This is a genomic window from Rhodococcus sp. IEGM1428, from assembly GCF_050321865.1.
Lineage (GTDB): Bacteria > Actinomycetota > Actinomycetes > Mycobacteriales > Mycobacteriaceae > Rhodococcoides.
On record NZ_JBNQFW010000012.1, the window covers coordinates 25,335 to 47,139 of the forward strand.

Genomic DNA, 21,805 nt, shown 5'->3' on the forward strand with positions numbered 1-21,805 from the left:
AACGAGTACACAGGCTGGAGCCGAATGACCGAGGAATCCCAACCCACGAGCGCAACTCACTCGGGCGGTGCCTCCTACGCGGCGGCCGGGGTCGACATCGCCGCAGGAGACCGAGCAGTGCAGCTGTTCGCGCCGCTCGCCAAGAAGGCCAGCAGGCCCGAGGTCATGGGCGGTCTCGGCGGTTTCGCCGGTCTCTTCGCACTCAAGGGCGACTACCGTGAGCCGGTCCTGGCGGCCTCGACCGACGGCGTCGGCACCAAGGTGGCCGTGGCGCAGGCCCTCGGCAAGCACGACACACTCGGCCTCGACCTGGTGGCCATGGTCGTCGACGATCTTGTCGTCTGCGGAGCCGAGCCGCTGTTCCTGCAGGACTACATCGCCGTGGGCCGCGTCGTTCCCGAGCAGGTCGCAGAGCTGGTCAAGGGCATCGCAGAGGGCTGCATCATCGCCGGCTGTGCACTGCTCGGCGGCGAGACGGCCGAACACCCGGGGCTGATGGCCGACGGCGATTACGACCTCTCGGCTACCGGCATCGGCGTCGTGGAAGCAGATTCGATCCTCGGCCCCGAGCGGGTGCGCCCCGGCGACGTCGTCATCGGCATGGGATCGTCGGGCCTGCACTCCAACGGATACTCGTTGGCTCGCAAGGTGCTGCTCGAGATCAACCACATGGACCTCGGCGGTCACGTCGAGGAGTTCGGCCGCACCCTCGGTGAGGAGCTGCTCGAGCCCACCAAGATCTACGCCAAGGACTGCCTCGCGCTCGCCGCCGAGACCGACGTGCGTACGTTCTGCCACGTCACCGGCGGCGGACTCGCCAACAACCTCTCACGGGTGATGCCCGAGGGCCTGGTGGCCGAACTGGACCGCACCACGTGGAGCCCGGCTCCGATCTTCTCGCTGATCGCTCAGCGCGGACGTGTCGAGCGGGCCGAGATGGAGCAGACGTTCAACATGGGTGTCGGCATGGTCGCCATCGTCGCTCCCGAGGACGTCGACCGCGCCCTCGCAGTGCTCACCGCACGTCACATCGATTGCTGGACACTGGGCACGGTGAAGAAAGCAACCGGCAAGGACGTAGCCGACGAGCGCGCGCTGTTGCTGGGTAACCACCCGAGGTTCTGATCGGGGCGTTACCGCACAAACAAATGAGGGGGAGCCGCCAAGCGGCTCCCCCTCAGTCGTTCAGTGCACAGTACTAGCGTCGCCAGTCCTCGTACTCGTCTTCCTCGACTCGGGAATGCACATCCGAGTCAGAGTGGATGCCACGATGGGAGTTGGACGAACCACCGGAGAGTTCTTTCTGCAGACTCTCCAAGTCCGTTGTCGGCGAGCTGTACTTGAGCTCACGAGCGACCTTTGTCTGCTTTGCCTTAGCCCTGCCTCGGCCCATGGCGGTGCCCCCTCGCGGACTTGCGGGGCGGCCTGGGGAAATTTGGCGGCCCCGTTAGAGTTGGTATTTCTTCCTGGCACACACTCTAGCGCGCGAATCGCCTCGATGCGCATACGGCACCACGTGTCGGTGGCGGGCGCACTGGCGCGACACGCCCGGGGCAAGGGCCCGCGCTGCCTGTACCTGCGCATATCCGTGCACAGGCAAACTATCTTCGTGATGCGACACGAGAACTACGTGCTGCGCGTCATGGTTTGCGCGAGGATTTCAGTGCAGCTGCTGCATCGCGATACACCTTCGGTGCCAGTCCCGGCTCATCGAGCAGTGTCTGCAGTGCGGCTGCATCCTTCCCCTCGAAGAGCATTCGTACCGTCACCCCGTGGTCGGGGATCGACTCCACGGTGACCGCGTCACCGGCGGCGAAGACACCCGGTTCGAGAACTCGGAAGTACGCACCCACATCGCCGCGTGCAGTGAACCGGCGAACCCATCCCGACTCGCCCATCCACCGCGCGAACGTGCCGCAGGGCCTGCGAGCGATGGTCGCTTCCAGCGTCACCGTGCCGACTCGCCACCGTGAACCGATCACCACGTCGGTCACCGGCACCCCGCTGGTGCGCAGGTTCTCTCCGAATCGTCCTGGAGGAACTGGCGTCCCCAGCTCGTCGGCCCAGTAGCGCGCCTCGTCCTCGTCGTAGACGTACACAGCCTGATCGAGGCCGCCGTGGAACTTCGTGTCCCGACAGTGATCACCGCCGATGCCCAGCTCGTGAACGTCCACCTGCCCGTCGACGGGTCTCTTGTCGATGCCGCTGTCGACCACCGCTCGGCGTCCGAACGGAACGTCGGCGTGCACGACGCAGACCGCGAGAACGGTCCCGGTCACCGGCCGCGCAGGCGGTCGACGGCAGCGCGACCAGCTTGGACGTCGTCATAGGACGGGATCGAATCAGGATCGATCGACGCGGCACACGGACCCGCTTCGAGGGCGGTGTCCACCGGAATCGTTCTCTTGAGAAGAGCGAGAGCGATCGGGCCGAGCTCGAAGTGATCGATGACGGTACCCAGACGCCCCACCGACCGTCCGCCTGCGGTGACCGCATCGCCCGTGCTGGGCCGACCGTCGGCGGAGCCGTCGAGATGCAGCAACACCAGGTGCCGCGGTGGTCGACCGAGGTTGTGGACGCGCGAGACGGTCTCCTGGCCGCGGTAGCAGCCCTTCTCCAGGTGCACGGCACCGAACTCGGCGGCACTGCCGATCCAGCGCACCTCGTGCGGGATGGTCTTCTCGTCGGTGTCGACGCCCACGCGCGGTCGCAACGATTCCACCCGCAACGCGTCGAACGCCCAGGTTCCGGCCGGGGCGGCACCGGCATCGCGCAGGCGGAGGAACCACTCGGTGAGGTGTGCGCGGGGGATCACCACGTCGTACGAGTTCTGACCGGGCCACGGCATCCGCCGAACGAATCCGCCGCCGTCGATCGCCGACGCACCGTAGATCTCGCTCGGAGCAGGCACACCGGCCTTGTCGAGGACCGACGCCGCGTCGGATCCCAGGACGGTGAGAACGGCCACATCGTCGGCCTCGCGGGGTTCGGCTTTCGCCCAGAACACCATCTTCTTCAGAAATGACAGCAGATCGGGGCCTGCAGCCCGTTCGGTATCGATGTAGGTGACGCCGTCCAGGTCGGTCTGGACGAAGTGGTGCTCTATTCGGCCGTTGATGTCCAGGCTCAGGTTCTCGGCCGAGCTGCCGTCGGGCAGGTTCGAGACGAGTTGGCTCGAGATCGTGTTCAACCAGCTCAGGCGTTCGTCTCCGCTGATGGCGAGGACGAAGCGGTGGGATCGATCGATGACGGCGGCCCCGCTGACGGCGTCGCGTTGCTCACCGAACGGATTGCCGTAGTGCCAGGCCACCCCGGCGTCGACGCTGTCGTCCGGGGATGGAACGGCACCGGGAAGAGTGAGAAGAGGACTTGGGCTGATCGTCACGGAATCGGACACCACCCCATACTAGGAGCCTGGGGAGTCCGACGTTTTACCTACGTGCAACGTGTGAGATATCAGGGGGCGATTTCCCCTGTCTAGGTTTCGAGCCGTGAAAGCTCTGAGACACCCGGCAGCACAAATAGGTTTGGCAGCGATCGGCGGAATCGTGTTCGGTCTGATCGTGGGTGACTGGGCCGCGAACCTGAAGTTCGTCGGCGATCTGTTCATCCGTCTGATCCAGATGTCGATCGTGCCGCTGGTCATGGCGTCGGTGATCGTGGCGACGGGATCCATGTCCGGAACAGGAACCGGCAAGATCGCGGTGCGAACGTTCAAGTGGATGATCGGCTTCTCGTTCGTGGCAGCTGTGCTGGCGTGGCTACTGAGCGTTCTCATCCGGCCCGGTGCAGGCATGGAATTCACTGCGCAACTCGACCCGAGCCTGGAAGAGAGCGCGAGCGAGGCGCTCGGCTGGCAGGACACTCTGCTCAACTTCGTCTCGACCAATGTGTTCAGCGCGATGTCCACCGCGACGATGGTGCCGATCATCGTGTTCTCGTTGCTCTTCGGAATTGCGCTGCGCAGCCACATCACCAAGACGGGCGACACCGGCGTACTGACGTTCATGGATCAGATTCAGCAGATCGTCCTGACGATGATTCGCCTCGTCATGACCATCGCTCCGGTCGGTGTCTTCTGCCTCCTCGCCGCTCTCGCCGGAGACGTCGGATTCTCTGTCGTCTCGACCGCGTTGAGCTACTTGGGGACCACCCTGCTCGGAGTACTGATTCTCTTCGCACTGTTCGTGGTCGTGGTAACGGTACGAACCCGGTTGGATCCGAGAAGCTTGCCGAGCAAGCTCACCGAGCAGACGGCCATTGCTGTCACGACCACGAGTTCTGCGGTCACCTTCCCGACCGTTCTGAAGAACACCGTTGAGAAGGTGGGCGTCAGCCAGAAAGTTGCGAACTTCACGCTGTCGATCGGACTCACCATGGGTTCGTACGGCGCGGTCCTCAACTACATGATCGTCGTGATGTTTCTTGCGCAGGCGGGCGACGTCGATCTGAGTGTCGGTCAGATTGCCCTCGGTATGGGTCTGGCGATCCTGCTGAACATGGGCACGATCACGGTGCCGGGTGGATTCCCGGTGATCGCGATGTTCCTGGCAACGTCGTTGGACCTGCCGTTCGAAGCGGTCGGCCTGTTGATCGCCGTGGACTGGTTCGCCGGAATCTTCCGCACCTTCCTCAACGTCAACGGCGACACGTTCGTCGCGATGTTGGTGGCCAATGCCGACGACGAGATCGACCGTGACGTCTACAACGGAACCAAGACGGTCGTCGCCGAGGACATCGACCTCGACGAGTACCGCGACGTGATGGCACAGGCAGATCGAGCCGACTGACCCTCTGCTCTACAGTGACGGCCATGTCCGATTCGGTAGTGGTGACGTTGGACGGCCGAGTGCACGACGCCGGGCAGCCGTTGTTGTTCGCCGACGATCTGGCTGCCGTACGCGGCGATGGGGTTTTCGAGACACTGCTCGTGCGGGGCGGCGCTGCCTGCGCCGTGGAGTTGCACCTGGCCCGTCTGGTGGCGTCGGCGACGGCACTGGAACTGCCTGCTCCCGATCTCGACGAGTGGCGAACGGTGATCGACAAGTCCGTCGGTCTCTGGACCGCGGACTCGGCGGACGAGGCCGTGCTTCGGTTGGTACTCAGTCGGGGACGCGAGGGCGGTGGAGCGCCGACGGCGTTCGTGACGGTGGGGCCCCTTCCCGAGCGGGTGCGGACAGCGCGTGCGAACGGGGTGTCGGTGATCACGCTCGATCGAGGCTATTCGGTCGAGTTCTCGTCGACTGCGCCGTGGCAGCTCGCCGGCGCGAAAACACTGTCGTACGCCACGAACATGGCTGCGCTGCGGCACGCGTCCGCCCAGGGGGTCGACGACGTCATCTACCTGAGCAGCGAGGGGCGGGTACTGGAAGGTCCACGGTCCACGGTGGTGCTCGCGCGCGGTAAGACACTCGTCACACCGTCGGTGGAGCAGGGCATCCTGGCCGGAACCACCGTCGCCGGGTTGTTCCAGGTTGCCCGAGCTGCCGGCTGGATCTGCGAGCACGGGCACCTCTATCCAGCGGATCTCGTTGCGGCAGATAGCGTTTGGTTGGTCTCGAGTGTCACCCTCGCGGCGCGGGTGACGGCGATGAACGGCGTTGTTCTCGGTCGTCCCGGGAGCGGCGAACAGGTGGCCGAGATGGTCGATCGAGCCGTGGAAGTCGCCGCCACGCACTAGGTGCCCAACGACCCTGCCGAAAGACTCTTCCCTACTACTACTCGTAGTAGTACATTCGAATCAGTCGCGGGCCAATGCCCTGACCTGCGGTGTTGCCCGTCACAGCTCGGGTGGAAGAGTTCGGAGTATCGATGGACGCGTTGGATGTCTCGCGGTGGCAGTTCGGTATCACCACCGTTTACCACTTCATTCTCGTACCTCTCACGATCGGCCTCGCGCCGATGGTGGCCGCCATGCAGACCATGTGGGTGATCACCGGCAAGGACTCCTGGTATCGGCTGACCAAGTTCTTCGGCAAGCTGTTCCTCATCAACTTCGCCCTCGGCGTCGCGACCGGAATCGTCCAGGAATTCCAATTCGGGATGAACTGGAGCGAATACTCACGCTTCGTCGGTGACGTGTTCGGCGCGCCCCTCGCACTCGAGGGGCTGGTGGCATTCTTCCTCGAGTCCACGTTCCTCGGGCTGTGGATCTTCGGTTGGAGCAGACTCCCCAAACTTGTTCACCTGGCGACGATCTGGCTCGTTGCCATCGGCGTGAACGCGTCTGCCTACTTCATCATCGCAGCCAACTCCTGGATGCAGCATCCCGTCGGCGCGATCTACAACGAGGAGACCGGCCGCGCCGAGCTCACCGATATCTGGGCGCTGCTCACCAACAACACTGCGCTGGCGGCCTTTCCACACGCCGTCGCAGGTGCATTTCTCACCGCCGCAACCTTCGTCGCCGGCATCTCCGGTTGGTGGATGGTGCGCGAGGCGCGCAAGAAGAAGCTGGACAGCCCGGCCACTGGGGTCACTCCGCCGGCTCCGCTCTCCGATAATGGGGTCACTCCGCAGGCTCCGCTCCCGGCAACCGACTCGCGCACGATGTTCCGATCGGCAGCGCGCATGTCCTTCATCGTCATGATCGTCGCAGGCGGCGCGCTCGCCATCACCGGAGACATTCAGGGCAAGCTGATGTTCGAGCAGCAGCCGATGAAGATGGCATCTGCAGAATCCTTGTGCGACACGGAAACCGGAGCCAGCTTCTCGCTGCTGACCGTGGGTACCCACAACAACTGCGAATCCGTGGTGCACCTCATCTCGATTCCCGGCCTCACCTCGTTCCTGGCGGAGAACGACTTCGGTGCCACCGTGCAAGGCGTCAACCAACTACAGGACAAGTACGAGCAGCAGTTCGGCCCGGGCAACTACAAGCCCAACCTGTTCGTCACGTACTGGGCATTCCGGATGATGATCGGACTGGCCGCAGGCTCGGCCCTGCTCGCCGTCGCGGGATTGTGGGTCACCAGAGGTGGTCGGATACCCGACCAGAAGTGGTTCTCGTGGTTGTCGCTGCTGGCCATTCCGACTCCGTTCCTGGCCAACAGTGCCGGCTGGATCTTCACCGAAATGGGCCGTCAGCCATGGGTTGTCGCGCCGAACCTCTCGGGAGTCGACCAGATCCGGCTCACCGTCGATCAAGGTGTCTCCGACCATCCCGTCGGCCTCGTCGTCGCATCGCTGGTGACGTTCACACTGCTCTACGCCGCTCTCGGGGGCGTCTGGTTCTACCTGCTTCGGCGCTACGTCGTCGAAGGACCTCTCGACCACGACGCGCACCCGCACGTCGACCCACCGGATTCGGAAGACGAAGAGCCCAAACAGCTCTCGTTCGCGTACTAGGGGATAGTCATGTCACTGCCCGAATTCTGGTTCCTCATCATCGCCTTCTTCTTCGTCGGCTACTTCGTGCTCGAAGGCTTCGACTTCGGCGTCGGCATGCTCATGCCCATTTTGGGCAGGCACCCGGACGCCGCGACGGGTGAGAAGCGCAGGCGTGCCGTCCTGAACACGATCGGTCCGGTCTGGGACGGCAACGAAGTCTGGCTCATCACCGCAGGCGGTGCCCTTTTCGCAGCGTTTCCCGAGTGGTACGCCACGTTGTTCTCGGGCTTCTACCTGCCGCTGTTGTTGATCCTGGTGGCGCTGATTCTGCGCATCTGCGCCATCGAATGGCGCGGAAAGATCGACGACCCGGTGTGGCGTCGACGCTGCGACATCGGAATCGGCATCGGCTCGTGGGTTCCAGCGGTGTTGTGGGGCGTCGCGTTCGCCAACATCGTCCGCGGAGTCGCGATCGACGAGAACAAGAAGGTCACCGCAGGGTTCTTCGACCTGCTCAACCCGTACGCATTGCTCGGCGGAGTAACGATGGCCGTGGTGTTCGCACTGCACGGTGCCGTGTTCATCGCGCTCAAGACCTCCGGGGATGTGCACGAGGACTCGGTGAAAATGGCAGCGTGGCTTTCGGTTCCGGCAGTGCTCGTCGGTGGAGCCTTCGCGCTGTGGACACAACTCGCGTACGGGAAGACCTGGACCTGGGCACTCGTCGCGGTGGCAGCCGTGGCGCTGTTGCTCGTCGTCGTGCTGACGGCGAAAGTACGCGAAGGCTGGGCCTTCGTCTTCACCAGCATCGCCATCGTCGCCGTCGTCGTGCTGCTGTTCGCCTCCCTGTTCCCCAACGTCATGCCGTCCAGCACGGACGCCGCCTTCGATCTCACCATCGCGAACGCATCGTCCAGCCCGTACACGCTGAAGGTGATGACGTGGGCCGCGGCCTTCGCCGCCCCCGTCGTCATCGGTTACCAGGCCTGGACGTACTGGGTCTTCCGGCAACGCATTTCGAGCGCTCAGATACCGGACTCGATCGGACTGACGGTGAAACCGTGAGCGCACCCGCTCGCTCACGGGCACCGGTCGATCCCAGGCTGTGGAAGTATTCGCGCTCCGCGCGGGGTTACCTCGTCGCGACGGTCGGACTGTCGACCGTCATCACCCTGTGCATCATCGTGAGCGCGCTTGCCATCGGCCGCGTTCTGGCCGGAGTCATCACCGACCCGATGGCCAGATCGTGGTCCGACTGGACCACGGAACTGGTGGTGCTGGGATGTGCGATGGCAGTTCGCGTGCTCGCGACCGGAGCCCAGTCTCGATACGCACACCGGTCGGCATCGCGAGTGGTGGCCGAGCTGGAGCTCGAAGTGCTCACGACTGCAACCCGTTTCGAGCCTCGGGAGCTCGACTCCGAACGTGAAGAGCTGGCGGTCGTCGTGACTCGCGCCATCGGCGGATTGCGGGCATACCTGATCGGCTACCTACCGGCGCTGGTGCTGGCCGTCATCGTCACCCCGTTGGTCCTGGTCGTCATCCTGACTCAGGACGTGACGTCGGCGGTGATCATCGCGGTGACCCTGCCGCTCATCCCGATCTTCATGATTCTGATCGGACTGTTGACCAAGGGGCGAGCCGCTGCGACGCTCACCACGATGACCCGGCTGTCGGCGCAGTTGCTCGATCTGTTGGCCGGTCTGCCGACATTGCGCGCACTGGGGCGCGAACACGGGCCCGCCGCCCGCATCCGGGCACTGGGCGATGCGCATCGGCGAACGACCATGCGCGCGTTGAAGGTTGCCTTCCTGTCGTCGATGGTTCTCGAACTGCTCGCGACCCTGTGTGTCGCGCTGGTGGCCGTCGGCATCGGACTGCGGCTGGTATTCGGGGAGGTGACACTCGAAGCAGGCATCGTCGCGTTGATCCTCGCGCCCGAGGTGTACTTTCCACTCCGGTCCGTGGGCACCCAGTTCCACGCGGCCGAGGACGGCGTAGAGGCCGCCAGCCGAGCATTCCGCGTGTTGGATCGCCGGACGGTTCGGCCGAGTGGTGGTCGAACGGTCGACGCCTCGGCCGCGAACATCGAACTCGACGGGCTCACCGTCACGAGTCGAGACGGCGAGGCTCCGGCAGAGCTCAGTGCAGTGTGCCGAGCGGGCACCGTCACGGTACTGACCGGACCGAACGGCGCAGGCAAATCGACTGCACTACAAGCGATCCTGGGTCTGACAATGCCTTCGAGCGGCGCGGTGAGAATAGGGGGAGTGCCGGTGGCCGAACTCGACCTCGACCAGTGGTGGGCGCAGGTTGCCTGGCTCCCGCAGCGGCCGGTGTTGTTGCCCGGCACGCTGTACGAGAACGTCACCCTGCACGGAGTGCCCGACTCGGATGCCTTGGACGCGGCGTGCCGTTCGGCCGGCTTCGACGAGGTTCTCCGAGATCATCCGGCCGGCTGGGACACCCGCGTCGGTCAGGGCGGAGTGGGACTGTCGCTCGGCGAACTGCAGCGCCTCGCCCTCACCCGGACCTTCGTCTCGAATGCTTCGGTGATGGTGCTGGACGAGCCGACCGCACACCTCGACTCGGCGCGTGAAAAGACTGTGCTGCAGGCTGTTCGGGCCGCGGCCGACCGAGGCGTCACCGTGGTGATGGTGGGTCACCGGCGGTCGGTGTTGCATTCCGCCGACCGAGTCGTCGAGGTACGCAGTGACGCGACCCTGCACCCGAAGGTCGATCATGTCTGATCTGCGTCGGGCGTTGGCGTTGTTGGAGCTCTCCCCGCGGCGGGTGGCGGTGGCCGTGGCCGCCGGAGTGGCGACCCTCGGGAGTGCGCTGGCTCTGGCCGCGCTCTCGGCATGGTTGATCACCCGAGCCTGGCAGATGCCACCCGTGCTCGATCTGTCGGTGGCAGTGGTAGCCGTTCGGGCGCTCGGCATTTCGCGGGGAGTGTTCAGATATCTGGAACGACTGTCCACACACGACGCGGCACTGCGCGGTACGACGGCAGCTCGCACCGGAATCTACGAGAGGTTGGCGAACGGAAACGGAGCTATCCACCTACGGCGCGGTGACGTTCTCGCGCGCACCGGAGCGGACGTGGATGTGCTCGGCGACGTCGTCGTGCGGGCCCTCGTGCCCATCTGTGTCAGCGTCGTGGTGATGTTCGCTGCGGTGGGCCTGCTCGCCGGCATCGCGCCTGCTGCCGCGTCGATCCTGGCGGTGGCGTTGCTGATCGCCGGAGTGGGCGCACCGATGCTGGCGGCGCGGTCGGCGAGGATCGCCGAAGAGGCCGGTGCCGACGCCGACGCACGGTTCGCGGAGACAGCCGTCCGTGCCCTCGACCATGCTGCGGAACTACGGGTCGCCGGGCGACTCGACGCAACCCTGGCCGAAGCTCGAAGCGCAGCACAGGATTCGGTGGTCGCCCGGGACCGCGCCGCCCATCCGTCGGCCATGGCCGATGCCGCTGGGCCGCTGTCGATCGGAGCGTCGGTGATCGGGTCCTTGCTCGTCGGAATCGGGCTGTACGGACCGGACGGCGGCACCGCCGGCGGTATGACGCCGATGGCACTGGCGATCATCGTGTTGGTTCCGCTGGCTGCGTTCGAGGCGACTGCCGCGCTCCCCGGGGCTGCTGTCGCGCTGATGCGTGGACGAATCGCAGCCAGCCGAATCATGTCCATGCTCGATGCGGCTCCGCCGCATGTGCACAGAACTTCGACCCCTGCTACGAACTTCCGCGCACATGCGCGAAGCGCACTCATCGGCCCCAGTGGATCGGGTAAAACGACGATGTTGCGCGCACTTGCCGAGGAATACGGCTCGGACGCAGCGCTGTTCGCCGAGGATGCGCATCTGTTCGACACCTCGGTTCTGGAGAATCTGCGGGTGGTACGCGGCGACGTGAACGAGCGGGAAGCAGTGGAGGCGCTGCGGAAAGTGGGCCTCGGCTCGTGGCTCGACGCGATGCCCCTCGGGGTCCACACGACTCTGGTGGGCGGCGCACAGGCAGTGTCCGGGGGAGAGCGACGCAGGCTGCTGCTCGCGCGCGCTCTGCTCGGTACCGCACCGATCGTGCTGCTGGACGAGCCGACGGAACACCTCGACGGAGTCTCCGGCGAGCGGATACTGCGCGAGCTGCTCACCACCGAGGGCGGCCTGTTCGGTGCCGACCGAACCGTAGTGGTCGTCACCCATCAATTGCCGGAGAACACCGACGCCGACCAGGTGATCGACCTCGGTGCAGACCCGAAGAAAAAACACTTTGCCGACTCGGAATCTCCGGCGTACGTTGGGAGTACACGAGAGAGGAGGTGGTCTGAAGTTGATGAACTCTAGGACGCGTGAGGTGGCTGTCAGCTAGCCGCTATCGCTGACGGATTCACTGCGAATACCGCGCGAGCGGCAAGCGAATCCCAGGCAGCTACCCGGCCCCCGAGCCCCCGACCTGTCCGGTCGGGACCTGAAAGCAGGTATGGCTCGGGGGCCGTTCGCGTGCATCGAGCAGGAAGAAAAATTCAGCCGATGTAGCGAGAGAGCCGTGCGGACAACCGCGGCGCGAGTGGGCCGTCGGCGACGACACGTTCCTCGACGTACGCCAGATCTCCACCCTCGACGATGCCGTAGAGCCGCTTCGCCCCGCCGACCAGCGCACCCGAGGTGCTGCGGATGACGACGTCGGTGGCGAGTTCCCAGGACGACTTGGTGAGTGCGTGTCCGTAATACAGTTCGACCACACCGGTGCTGTGGGTCAGCAGGAGCTCGATGACCTCTTCGTTCTCGGAACCCTTGACGCCGTGGCCGCCGCTGACGCGCCAGAATCCGGTCTCGCGGAGGTCGGGGTGAGCGTAGTTGCCGTCGGAGTCCAGCCGCCAGGAGCGCGATTCCCAGCTCAGGTAGCTGCCGCCGTCGTGGGTGATGACGATCTGCTGTCCGAAGAGGTAGTCGGTTCCCAGTTCGGGGTCGTGCCCCTCGCCCTCACCGCGCCAGACACCGACGAGTGGCAACAGGGCCAGCATCGACGGGTTCAGGTCGGGACCGAGCCGCAGGTTGGCGGTGTCGTCGGGATGGGGGATATCGGGCAGTACCGGGACGTTGCGCAACGATGCCTCGGCGAACTTCTGTTCGGCCGCCGCTATCGCTTCGTCACCACTGGTGATGGGGGCGTTTCGTCCCTCGTCAGCACTGCCGGGTTGCCCCGCAACCGGATCCGTCACGACTCGTCGTTGACCAGTCGGTAGACGACGTAGAGCGAGAACGCGATGATGGCAATTGCCGCGAGCGCAAGCAATACCTCGAAGAAGATGACCACGGGATCGAGTTTAACCCGCGTAGTTTCCCACCGAGAACAGCGGCCCGAATCCGACGTGTGTCCTTGGTGACATCTACCCAACTCCGAGGTCGTCAGTGCGCTGGATCACTCGTACTGGTGGAGAAATCCCGGCAAGCAGGTACCTTCTTCGGGGGACGTCGGGCGCTCGCGGGCGAATTTCCGACGTTTCTCACTGTGTTCTGTCACGAAGGCTGGGGAGGTCTCCGCAACAATGTTGCGTCGTAAACGCGCTCTGACATCGTCGTTCGGATCCGTGTTGTTCAGGTCTGCTGTGGTGACCCTGGCGCTGGCGCTCGCAGCACCCGCTGCTGCGCTCGCCGCTCCGGACTCAGGATCGGCTGACTCAGGATCGGCGGACTCAGGTTCCGCAGACTTCGGGTCCTCGCAAGGCCCGAACATCGATCCCAACAACTACGCGCAGGACTGCCCGGATGTGCTGCTGTTGGCGGTGTCCGGTGCCACGGACTCGGCCGCAGATCGCAATCCGCTCAACGAAGAAGCACAGACCATCGCGTCGAACTGGGTCGGCAACGTCACCGTTCCGGTCGGTGAGGCGAGCGCGGACAGCCCCGGTACCGTCGGCTGGCTCTACGTCCCGTACTCCTCCACGTACGGCTTCGACGTCATCGACAACGTGCCGACCTACCAGGAATCGATCGCCGACGGCATCGCGTCGACCAATCGGTTGATGGACGAGTACAAGACCAAGTGCGGCGAGAAGACCAAGTTCGTCCTGCTCGGGTACAGCGTCGGCGGTGAGGTTCTCGATCGACTCGCGATCGAGCTCGGACACCGCGATCCGAATGCCCTCGTCACAGCCGACGACGTCGTCGGCGTCATGATGGTCGGGTCGCCCTACCGCCCGGCCGGTGTGCCGAACTTCGGTGACGAGGTAGGCGAGTCACGCGGCGGATTCATGGACCAGTCGCCCCGGGACTACGGATCGATGACCGACAAGGTCACGTGGTCGTGCCGACCCTACGACCTCGCCTGCGACTCGCCGGACAAGATCGAACTGCTGCAGCTGGCGCTCGGCGTGCTCGGTCAGATGCGGTTGACCCTGCTGAATCCGGTGCAGACGGTCTCCGATTTCGCTCGGACGGTAGCGAGCATCGCCACCCGCGCGATCGTCGACATCGCCACGAACAAGTCCTGGCTCGAGTCGGACGAGACGCTTCTGCAGGTGCTGGTCAAGGTCTCCGACCGGCAGTATCAGGTGGACGACGCGCAGGCTGCAGCAGCGCTGTCTCCCGACCAGCTTCTCGCCGATCTCAACTGGGCTCTCGGGCCCGGTGCCGAGACCGTGAAGGCGAAATTGCGCGCTGAAGGCGAGGGCCTGGTGGAGAACAACAAGGGCATCGTCGACGTGGTGCTCGGCCCCTATTTGGCAATCGGCTTTCTGCAGCACCTGTCCTACTGGTACAACGACCCCAACGACGGTTACGAGTGGGAGAGCGAGAAGATGGTCGCCTGGGTGACCGATCTCGCTCGCACCGAACGCGAGAAGAACAACGCACCCCCTGCCGTCGATCCGGCCGCGCCGTCCGTGCCCGAGACTCCCCAGCCTGCGCCGGAGCCTCGCCTGCTGCCGGAGCCGGGAACACAGACTCGCGTCAGTGGCCTCGGGGCCTTCCTAGAGTCCCAGGGCATCCCCGTCCCGGAAGGGATGTTCCCGCCGCAGTTCTCCACGGTTCCGGAGCGCACCACCGCAGCGCCCGTGCCCAACTGAACGATCATCGGCCTGGACAGAAAAGAACCCCGCACCTGCTCGTAGGTGCGGGGTTCTTCGTTTCGATCGGTGCTGCGAAATCAGACCCCGACGGTGACGTCGGCAGAGTGCACGCCTGCGCCCTCGGGAGCGATGACGGTGTCGCCGTTGCCCGATGCCGACAGTGCGCGCAGCGTCCACTGGCCGGGAGCGGCGAAGAAGCGGAAGTCTCCGGTGCCCGACGCGACGACCTCGGCGGTGAACTCGCCGGTGCCGTCGAGCAGACGCACGAACGCTCCTGCTACCGGCTCACCGTCGCCGGCGAGGACGCGGCCGGTGATGACCGTTTCCTTCTCGACGTCGACGCCTGCCGGGATGGTCTGGCCCTGTACGGGTGCTCCACACATATCAGTGAACCTCCAACTCGATGGGTGCTCCGACGAGGGAGCCGTACTCGACCCAGCTACCGTCGTAGTTCTTGACGTCTTCCTTGCCCAGCAGCTCCTTGAGGACGAACCAGGTGTGGCTCGAACGCTCACCGATGCGGCAGTAGGCGATGGTGGCCTTGTCGTCGTCGTAGCCCTTGGTCTTGTACAGCTCTTCGAGCGCGTCGTCGGACTTGAACGTGCCGTCCTCGTTGGCGGTGGTGCTCCACGGGATGTTGATCGCCGACGGCACGTGGCCGCGCTGCTGAGCCTGTTCCTGCGGCAGGTGAGCCGGGGCGAGGATCTTGCCCGAGAACTCGTCGGGCGAGCGCACGTCGATCAGGTTCTTGTTGCCGATCGCGTCGATGACCTCGTCGCGGAATGCGCGGATCGACAGGTCGGGAGCCTCGGCACGGTACTGGGTGGTCTCCCGGCTGACGACGTCCTTCGACAGTGCGCGTCCGTCGAGTTCCCACTTCTTGCGTCCACCGTCGATGAGCTTGACGTCCTTGTGGCCGTAGAGCTTGAAGTACCAGTAGGCGTAGGCGGCGAACCAGTTGTTGTTTCCGCCGTACAGAACGACGGTGTCGTCGTTGCTGATGCCCTTCGCCGACAGCAGGTCCGAGAACTGCTCCTGGCCCAGGAAGTCGCGGCGAACCGGGTCCTGCAGGTCCTTGCGCCAGTCGAGCTTGACTGCACCTTCGATGTGTCCGCCGTCGTAGGCGCTGGCGTCTTCGTCGACCTCGACGAAGACGGTCTTCGGTGCGTTCAGGTTCTGCTCGGCCCAGTCGGCAGAGACCAGGACGTCGGAGCGAGCCATGGTGTTCCTTTCGGTCTTTCTTGTACGGATCGGAAGAAGGGTGTGAGTGCTAGGTGCTGCGCAGTCGCGCCGCGAGGGGGTAGAGCATGCACCCGAGGCAGACCGCGAACGCGGCGTTGAGAAACGCCGCGAACAAGGCGAAGCCTGCTGCCACGGTGCCGACGACGGGAGCGCCGAGCGCGAAGCCGAGAACTCCGACGGCGGCGAACGCGAATCCCACCAGCTGAGCGAACTTCAGCGGAGCCACCGGCTCGCGTTCGCTGGTCGGGGAGAGTCGCGGAGCGACGAACGTCGCGTAGATCGTGCCGTACGGACTGTGCTTGGGTCCGCGTACGGCTCCGATTCCGAACACGATCGCCTGTAGCCCGAGCAGGATTGCCGCTGCGGGGACCGAGATCGTGGTCAGGAGAAGTACGACGACCAGGACGGCGGTGGTGATCCACGCTGCGAAGCGCGGGCCGCGGACGTCGACCTGGTCGATCGTGGGGGTGTGGGTGTCGTGGTTCGACATCGAGAAGTACTCCTGTACGAGGCCGGGGCACGCCGCAAAGGCAGTGCTCGGACGTGGATTCCTGTCTTGGGCCGACATCACGCGTGGGCGTGGCGGCAGAAGGAAATCAGCAGCAGCGACAGCAACATCCGCCCAGTCGGCACAGATCAACCGTGCGTCGACTGGTGAGCATCAGCTCGTGGCGGGAGAACACGAAGAGCATCCTACCTGCTACCAGCGGCGCGTCGAACCGCCGGCCCGAGCGGGTGCGGTCACAGGGCGTCGAGCGCGGACCGCAGAGCCGCCGCGGAGGGAACTCCCGCGATTCTGGAGCGCCGACGCAACTCGGTGTCGAGCACGAACGTGGTGGGCAACGACAGCACTCCCAGCTCACGAGCGAGGACCGGATGGGCATCGATGTCGAGCTCTACTTCGCGGGCCCCGCTGCGGTCGTTCAGCACTTGGCCTACGACGCGACGGACGGCCGCGCACGGTCCGCACCAGTCCGCCGAGAAGTGCAGCACCGTCGCGGTGTCGGTCGTGATGCCCGCCTCGAGCAGGAGTGGGCGTAGAGCGTCGGTGTCGGAGCCGGTGTCTCGTACGACGCGCACGGTGCCGGACCGGCTCCGGAGGTAGAGCCCGGTGGCTACGGCGAGGACCGCCACGACCAACAGGACTGTGATCCCTGTCACGGCTTTTCGATCTCGTTGAGGTCGATCGTCACGTTGTCGCCCGAACCCTCGATGACGATCTGCGACCCTTCCGCGTACACGTCGGTAGGCAGAAGTCCGAAGGGCAGGTTCTGGCGCTCGATGGTCTTGGTGAACAACCCGAGCACGGTCGGCTTGGCGAAGTCGGGAATCGTGAAGTCCGCCCGACCTTCGGGGCCGAAGTAGAAGTCGGATGCCACGATGGCGACACTGTCTCCCTCGAGCAGAAGGTCGGCTTCCACGCTCACTGTGGTCTGCAGTGGGCCGACCGGCACCGTTCCGGTCAGCACGACGCCTCCGGTCGTCGTCTTGCCCGAGCCACCCGAGCCGCCCGTGCCGTCGGACTTGTCGGCCGGGGGCGCAGAAACCTGCAGGTCGACGATGCCGAGGAACCGGCCGAGGTCGGTCGCTTCGATGCGGACGCGGCCGTCGAGCTCGTCGACCGGAATGGCGCGGACGTTGTTGTCGATCAAGTCCGACAGGGCGATGTGGACGCCGCGAAGATTGGCCTCGATGGTCGTCGAGCCGACGTATTCGGTGGGAACGTCCTGAGCCCTGATCTCGATGTTCTGGTAGCGGCCGTCCGCTGCCTGGGTCAGGAACGGGAATCCGTGCACGATCACCTGGGGGTCCGAATTGAGTTCGCCACCGGCGCGAATCGCGCGTGAGACTCGGTATTCGGAGTACGCCGCGGCGCCGAAATCCACGACGAGCGCGAGGGCCAGCAGGCTGACGAGTCCGATGAGAAGTGTGCGCACGCGTCCATTGTGACCGACGGGTCGCGTACTGCCCGCTTCGGCCAGTTGTACGGACAAGCTAGTCTGTGTCCTTGACGAATACTCCAATCCAGCTCGGGCTGGACCGGCCAGCAGTAAGAATGGAGACGCAGTGGAGCTCCTACTACTGACCTCCGACCCCAATCCGGAGGGCGTTCTTCCGTCCCTTGCTCTTCTGGCGCATCACGTGCGACCGGTGCCCACCGAGGTCTCCTCGCTACTCGAAGCGGGTTCGGCCGATATCGCGCTCGTGGACGCCCGCACCGATTTGGCCGCTGCACGTGGGTTGTGTCGCCTGCTGGGCAGTACCGGGTCGGCCATCCCCGTCGTCGCGGTTCTCACCGAGGGCGGGCTCGTGGCGGTCAACTCCGATTGGGGCCTGGACGACATCCTGCTTCCGGGTACCGGCCCGGCGGAGCTGGACGCGCGCTTGCGGCTACTGGTGGGGCGTAGCGGAGGCGTCGCGAGCCCGGAGACCTCGGGCAAGATCACGCTCGGCGAGTTGATCATCGACGAGGGCACCTACACCGCGCGACTGCGCGGTCGTCCGCTCGATCTGACCTACAAGGAATTCGAGCTGCTGAAGTATCTGGCTCAGCACGCGGGCCGCGTGTTCACTCGCGCCCAACTGCTGCAGGAGGTGTGGGGTTACGACTTCTTCGGTGGCACGCGCACCGTCGACGTCCATGTTCGACGCCTGCGCGCCAAGCTCGGCACCGAGTACGAATCGCTGATCGGCACCGTGCGCAACGTGGGATACAAGGCGGTCCGGCCTGCGCGCAACACCAAGGGCGGCCCAGTTGCATCGGACGGCGCGGGCGGGGATACCGGAGATGCGGATTTCGAGTTCGAGCAGGAGAGTACTCTCTCCTAGATGAGTTCGGATACTGCGTTCGGCGTCCATCCCATCGACGGCGACGCACCGTCTTCTCGAATTTCCGACGAGGTTCATCGGATCCTTTCTCGCGCAACGGAAGTCGACGGCACTGCGCCGCTCTCGGAGCAGGCGGTGAAGGCGGTCGACGCCGGCGAGAACGTCGTTCGTCTCGTCGCCACCGAAGGTGATCGCGTCGTCGGCTACGCCGGAATCGCCGACGGGATGGCCGAGGCGGTGGTCGATCCTTCTTCTCGCGGTCGCGGCATCGGTCGCGAATTGGTTTCTCGCGCACTCGGTATCGGCTCGGATGCGCGAATCTGGGCGCATGGCAACATCGCCGCGGCGCAGTCCGTTGCAGCTCGTCTGGAGCTGAAGGTGGTTCGGGAATTGCTGCAGATGCGTCGGGCATCGGCCAGTCCTGATCTCCCCGATGTTGTTGTGCCGGACGGTATTACGCTGCGAACCTATCGTGGTCATCAGGACGACGCAGAGCTGCTGCGGGTGAACAATGCGGCATTCTCGTGGCACCCCGAGCAGGGTGGCTGGACCGACCGCGACATTGCCTCGCGACGAGACGAGCCCTGGTTCGATCCGGCCGGCCTGTTCCTGGCGTTCGAGGAAGGCAGCGACCACCTGCTGGGATTTCACTGGACAAAAGTGCACTCGGCCGAGGGCACCGAGCCGGCCATCGGTGAGGTGTACGTCGTCGGTATCGATCCGCAGTCCCAGGGCCGTGGTCTCGGTCGCGTGTTGACGCTGGCGGGCCTGCACTACCTGCGTAGCCGCGAACTGGGTCAGATCATGCTGTACGTCGAGGCCGACAACACTGCCGCGGTACACACTTACACCAAGCTCGGGTTCACGAATTACCACGTGGACGCCGCGTACGCGCGTACCGTCTAAACGGACATTTCCAGCGCGGTGTTCATCTTCCGTTCACCCACGCGGGGGTAAACGTCTACCACCTGCCCTTACCTTTCTCTCTGGGCGGCAACCAACGCCGCCTGGTGCGAGGTTTCTTTCGAGCCGGCACCCACACAGTCACTGCTCGGCCGATCAGGCCCGAGGCGTGAACACGGCCCAAGATTCCTCGGAGGAAACAGGTGAACCTCAAGCGCAACGGTGCTCTCATGAGTGCAGTGGCAGTCAGTGCCATGTTGCTGGCCGCATGCGGTAGCGACGCGAACGTCGCCACCACGGACGGCGCATCACAGTCCTCGGCTACCTGCGAAGGCAAGTCCCCGCTGACCGGTGAAGGCTCGTCCGCTCAGCAGAACGCCATGTCCAACTTCACCTCGATCTACTCCGGCGTCTGCGCCGGCAAGGCCGTCGAGTACACCACCAGCGGCTCGGGTAACGGCCGCACACAGTTCGTCGCCGGTCTCGTCGACTTCGCCGGATCCGACTCGTCGATCAAGGACGATCAGGCCGCCCAGGCTGCCGTTCGTTGCGCAAACAACCCGGCCTGGAACCTGCCCCTGGTCTTCGGCCCGGTTGCAGTGGCCTACAACGTCGACGGTGTCGACAATCTGGTGCTGAACCCCGATGTCATCGCCCAGATCTTCACCGGCAAGATCACCACCTGGAACGACCCGGCCATCGCCGCACTCAACGAGGGCGCAACGCTCCCGTCGACCGCGATCACCCCGGTCTACCGCTCCGACTCCTCGGGCACCAGCGACAACTTCCAGCGCTTCCTGGCCGCATCCGCTCCCGAGGCCTGGACCCTGAACCACAGCTCCGACTGGGCCGGCGGAGTCGGTGAAGGTGCCAACGGATCCTCGGGCGTCGCCCAGGCCGTGGCCGCAACCCCCGGTGCGATCACCTACGTCGAGAAGGGCTTCGCCGACCAGGAGAGCCTGGGCAAGGCAGCCGTCGACTTCGGCAACGGACCGGTCGAGCTGAGCAGCGAGACCGCAGGCAAGGCCATCGACGCCGCGAAGTTCAAGGGTGAGGGCAACGACCTCGTCATCGACATCGACGGCCTGTACGCCAGCAACGCAGCCGACACGTACCCGCTGGTCCTCGCGACCTACGAAATCGTGTGCTCGAAGGGCTACGACGCCGACACCACGGCAGCCGTCAAGTCCTTCCTGCTCAGTGCAGCCAACGAGGGCCAGGAGGGCCTCGAGGCAGCCGGCTACGTCCCGCTGCCCGACGCATTCAAGGAACGCCTGGTCACCGCTATCGAAGCGATCGCCTGATTCAATGAGACGTAATCTTGCTTCGGCTCGCGACATCGCGAGCCGAAGCAAGACCGTCCTCGACCCCCACACGAGACAGTGAGCGGTATGAGCGACACCCACTCGATGACCGGCGTCCCCTCCGCGGCTACCGTGCCCTCCACGGGTGCCGCGCACAAACCGGAAGAACCACAATTGTCAGACAAGAAAACGTCGGGAACCGTCACACGTCCCGGTGACCGGATCTTCCGAGGCCTGGCCACGGGCTCGGGCATCTTCATCATCGCCCTGATCGCCGCCGTGGGAATCTTCCTGCTCTGGCGCGCGATCCCCTCACTGTCGAACAACACGGTCAACTTCCTGACCTACAACGGCGCCTGGGACACATCCGACACCTCCGCAATGGTGTTCGGTGTACTCGACCTCTTCCTGGTCACCGTCACCGTGTCTCTGTTCGCGCTGATTCTCGCGATGCCGGTCGCTCTCGGCATCGCCATCTACCTGACGAACTACGCACCCAAGCGAGTCGCAGGACCGCTCGGCTACATCATCGATCTGCTGGCCGCGGTCCCGTCGATCGTCTTCGGTCTCTGGGGTCTCTACGTCCTCGCGCCCGCCATCAGTCCGTTCGCCGAATGGCTGAACTCGTCGCTGAGCTGGTTCCCACTCTTCAGCACCGGATCGGTGTCGATCGCCGGCGGCGGCACCATCTTCACCGGTGGCATCGTGCTCGCCGTGATGATCCTGCCGATCATCGCGGCCGTCACCCGTGAGGTGTTCATCCAGACGCCGAAGGGCCAGGTCGAAGCCGCCCTCGCGCTCGGAGCCACTCGCTGGGAGGTCGTGCGCACCACGGTCATTCCGTTCGGTAAGTCCGGATTCGTCTCGGGCTCGATGCTCGGCCTCGGCCGCGCGCTCGGTGAGACCATCGCGCTGTACATCATCATCCGCAGCACCCAGGCGACCTTCGGCGGAACGTTGTTCGACGGCGGTTCCACATTCGCGACCAAGATCGCGCTGGCCGCAGGCGAGTTCAACAACCCGCTGCAGGCAGGTGCCTACATCGCCGCCGGTCTGGTGCTCTTCGTCCTGACCTTCGTCGTCAACGCCGGTGCTCGCGCCGCCATCGCCGGAAAGAAGGACTGACCC

At 64.9% G+C, this 21,805-nt stretch carries 21 protein-coding genes; 12 read left to right on the forward strand and 9 right to left on the reverse strand.

Annotation, left to right across the window (positions count from 1 at the left end; translation table 11 throughout):
- The first annotated feature begins 24 nt into the window (after window positions 1–24).
- Entirely contained in the window at window positions 25–1,125 is a 1,101-nt protein-coding gene (purM, locus tag ACQR3T_RS28190) for a phosphoribosylformylglycinamidine cyclo-ligase (RefSeq protein WP_032376541.1), read from the forward strand.
- A gap of 73 nt (window positions 1,126–1,198) precedes the next feature.
- Here purM and ACQR3T_RS28195 read toward each other — a convergent pair whose 3' ends face one another.
- The 3 genes from ACQR3T_RS28195 to ACQR3T_RS28205 all read right to left on the reverse strand — a co-directional run bounded on the left by ACQR3T_RS28195 (window position 1,199) and on the right by ACQR3T_RS28205 (window position 3,397).
- Window positions 1,199–1,393 carry a DUF3073 domain-containing protein gene (locus ACQR3T_RS28195; protein WP_008719426.1) on the reverse strand — a complete coding sequence of 65 codons (195 nt, stop codon included), beginning with the start codon at window positions 1,391–1,393 and terminating at the stop codon, window positions 1,199–1,201.
- A gap of 247 nt (window positions 1,394–1,640) precedes the next feature.
- Complete coding sequence (locus ACQR3T_RS28200) at window positions 1,641–2,279, reverse strand: MOSC domain-containing protein (RefSeq protein ID WP_428695752.1); 639 nt, start codon at window positions 2,277–2,279, stop codon at window positions 1,641–1,643.
- Window positions 2,276–3,397: a YgfZ/GcvT domain-containing protein gene (locus ACQR3T_RS28205; RefSeq protein ID WP_032376542.1), complete on the reverse strand. Its 1,122-nt coding sequence runs from the start codon at window positions 3,395–3,397 to the stop codon at window positions 2,276–2,278. Before ACQR3T_RS28205 ends, ACQR3T_RS28200 begins: the two co-directional genes overlap by 4 nt.
- A gap of 94 nt (window positions 3,398–3,491) precedes the next feature.
- On the opposite strand from ACQR3T_RS28205, the gene ACQR3T_RS28210 reads away from it, so the two are divergent.
- From ACQR3T_RS28210 to ACQR3T_RS28235, 6 genes are all read left to right on the forward strand, one after another.
- The gene (locus ACQR3T_RS28210; RefSeq protein ID WP_428695753.1) at window positions 3,492–4,790 is read left to right on the forward strand and encodes a dicarboxylate/amino acid:cation symporter; all 1,299 of its coding nucleotides are present in this window, start codon (window positions 3,492–3,494) and stop codon (window positions 4,788–4,790) included.
- Window positions 4,791–4,813: 23 nt separating this feature from the next.
- Entirely contained in the window at window positions 4,814–5,680 is an 867-nt protein-coding gene (locus ACQR3T_RS28215; protein ID WP_428695754.1) for an aminodeoxychorismate lyase, read from the forward strand.
- 131 nt (window positions 5,681–5,811) lie between these two features.
- Window positions 5,812–7,347 carry a cytochrome ubiquinol oxidase subunit I gene (locus ACQR3T_RS28220; protein ID WP_428695755.1) on the forward strand — a complete coding sequence of 512 codons (1,536 nt, stop codon included), beginning with the start codon at window positions 5,812–5,814 and terminating at the stop codon, window positions 7,345–7,347.
- Between the two features lie 9 nt (window positions 7,348–7,356).
- A complete protein-coding gene (gene cydB, locus ACQR3T_RS28225; RefSeq protein ID WP_428695756.1) occupies window positions 7,357–8,394 on the forward strand; it encodes a cytochrome d ubiquinol oxidase subunit II in 1,038 nt (345 codons plus the stop codon).
- A complete protein-coding gene (cydD, locus tag ACQR3T_RS28230; RefSeq protein WP_428695757.1) occupies window positions 8,391–10,079 on the forward strand; it encodes a thiol reductant ABC exporter subunit CydD in 1,689 nt (562 codons plus the stop codon). The genes cydB and cydD overlap by 4 nt, the downstream gene beginning before the upstream one ends.
- On the forward strand, window positions 10,072–11,673 hold the full coding sequence (locus ACQR3T_RS28235) for an ATP-binding cassette domain-containing protein (RefSeq protein WP_428695758.1): 1,602 nt from the start codon (window positions 10,072–10,074) through the stop codon (window positions 11,671–11,673). Before cydD ends, ACQR3T_RS28235 begins: the two co-directional genes overlap by 8 nt.
- A gap of 179 nt (window positions 11,674–11,852) precedes the next feature.
- Here the strand turns inward: ACQR3T_RS28235 and ACQR3T_RS28240 are convergent, their stop codons facing one another.
- Window positions 11,853–12,494 carry an FABP family protein gene (locus ACQR3T_RS28240; protein ID WP_052064779.1) on the reverse strand — a complete coding sequence of 214 codons (642 nt, stop codon included), beginning with the start codon at window positions 12,492–12,494 and terminating at the stop codon, window positions 11,853–11,855.
- Window positions 12,495–12,878: 384 nt separating this feature from the next.
- Here ACQR3T_RS28240 and ACQR3T_RS28245 point away from each other — a divergent pair, with 384 nt between their 5' ends.
- Entirely contained in the window at window positions 12,879–14,396 is a 1,518-nt protein-coding gene (locus tag ACQR3T_RS28245; RefSeq protein WP_428695759.1) for a cutinase family protein, read from the forward strand.
- An 80-nt stretch (window positions 14,397–14,476) separates the two neighbouring features.
- On the opposite strand, the gene ACQR3T_RS28250 is transcribed toward ACQR3T_RS28245, so the two are convergent.
- From ACQR3T_RS28250 to ACQR3T_RS28270, 5 genes are all read right to left on the reverse strand, one after another.
- The gene (locus tag ACQR3T_RS28250) at window positions 14,477–14,782 is read right to left on the reverse strand and encodes a DUF1416 domain-containing protein (RefSeq protein WP_032376387.1); all 306 of its coding nucleotides are present in this window, start codon (window positions 14,780–14,782) and stop codon (window positions 14,477–14,479) included.
- A gap of 1 nt (window position 14,783) precedes the next feature.
- Window positions 14,784–15,620 carry a sulfurtransferase gene (locus ACQR3T_RS28255; RefSeq protein WP_032405779.1) on the reverse strand — a complete coding sequence of 279 codons (837 nt, stop codon included), beginning with the start codon at window positions 15,618–15,620 and terminating at the stop codon, window positions 14,784–14,786.
- Window positions 15,621–15,669: 49 nt separating this feature from the next.
- The gene (locus ACQR3T_RS28260) at window positions 15,670–16,131 is read right to left on the reverse strand and encodes a DUF4395 domain-containing protein (RefSeq protein WP_428695760.1); all 462 of its coding nucleotides are present in this window, start codon (window positions 16,129–16,131) and stop codon (window positions 15,670–15,672) included.
- Between the two features lie 251 nt (window positions 16,132–16,382).
- On the reverse strand, window positions 16,383–16,802 hold the full coding sequence (locus ACQR3T_RS28265; protein ID WP_428695761.1) for a thioredoxin family protein: 420 nt from the start codon (window positions 16,800–16,802) through the stop codon (window positions 16,383–16,385).
- Window positions 16,799–17,578, reverse strand: a complete 780-nt coding sequence (locus ACQR3T_RS28270; RefSeq protein ID WP_032376391.1) for an LmeA family phospholipid-binding protein — start codon at window positions 17,576–17,578, stop codon at window positions 16,799–16,801. Before ACQR3T_RS28270 ends, ACQR3T_RS28265 begins: the two co-directional genes overlap by 4 nt.
- 130 nt (window positions 17,579–17,708) lie before the next feature.
- Between ACQR3T_RS28270 and ACQR3T_RS28275 the strand changes: the two genes are divergently transcribed.
- From ACQR3T_RS28275 to pstC, 4 genes are all read left to right on the forward strand, one after another.
- A complete protein-coding gene (locus tag ACQR3T_RS28275) occupies window positions 17,709–18,470 on the forward strand; it encodes a winged helix-turn-helix transcriptional regulator (RefSeq protein ID WP_032376392.1) in 762 nt (253 codons plus the stop codon).
- Window positions 18,471–19,376 carry a mycothiol synthase gene (mshD, locus tag ACQR3T_RS28280; RefSeq protein WP_428695762.1) on the forward strand — a complete coding sequence of 302 codons (906 nt, stop codon included), beginning with the start codon at window positions 18,471–18,473 and terminating at the stop codon, window positions 19,374–19,376.
- A gap of 200 nt (window positions 19,377–19,576) precedes the next feature.
- Window positions 19,577–20,677, forward strand: a complete 1,101-nt coding sequence (gene pstS, locus ACQR3T_RS28285; protein WP_032376394.1) for a phosphate ABC transporter substrate-binding protein PstS — start codon at window positions 19,577–19,579, stop codon at window positions 20,675–20,677.
- A gap of 87 nt (window positions 20,678–20,764) precedes the next feature.
- Window positions 20,765–21,802, forward strand: coding sequence for a phosphate ABC transporter permease subunit PstC (pstC, locus tag ACQR3T_RS28290; protein ID WP_032376395.1), 1,038 nt, complete (start codon window positions 20,765–20,767; stop codon window positions 21,800–21,802).
- Window positions 21,803–21,805 lie beyond the last annotated feature (3 nt).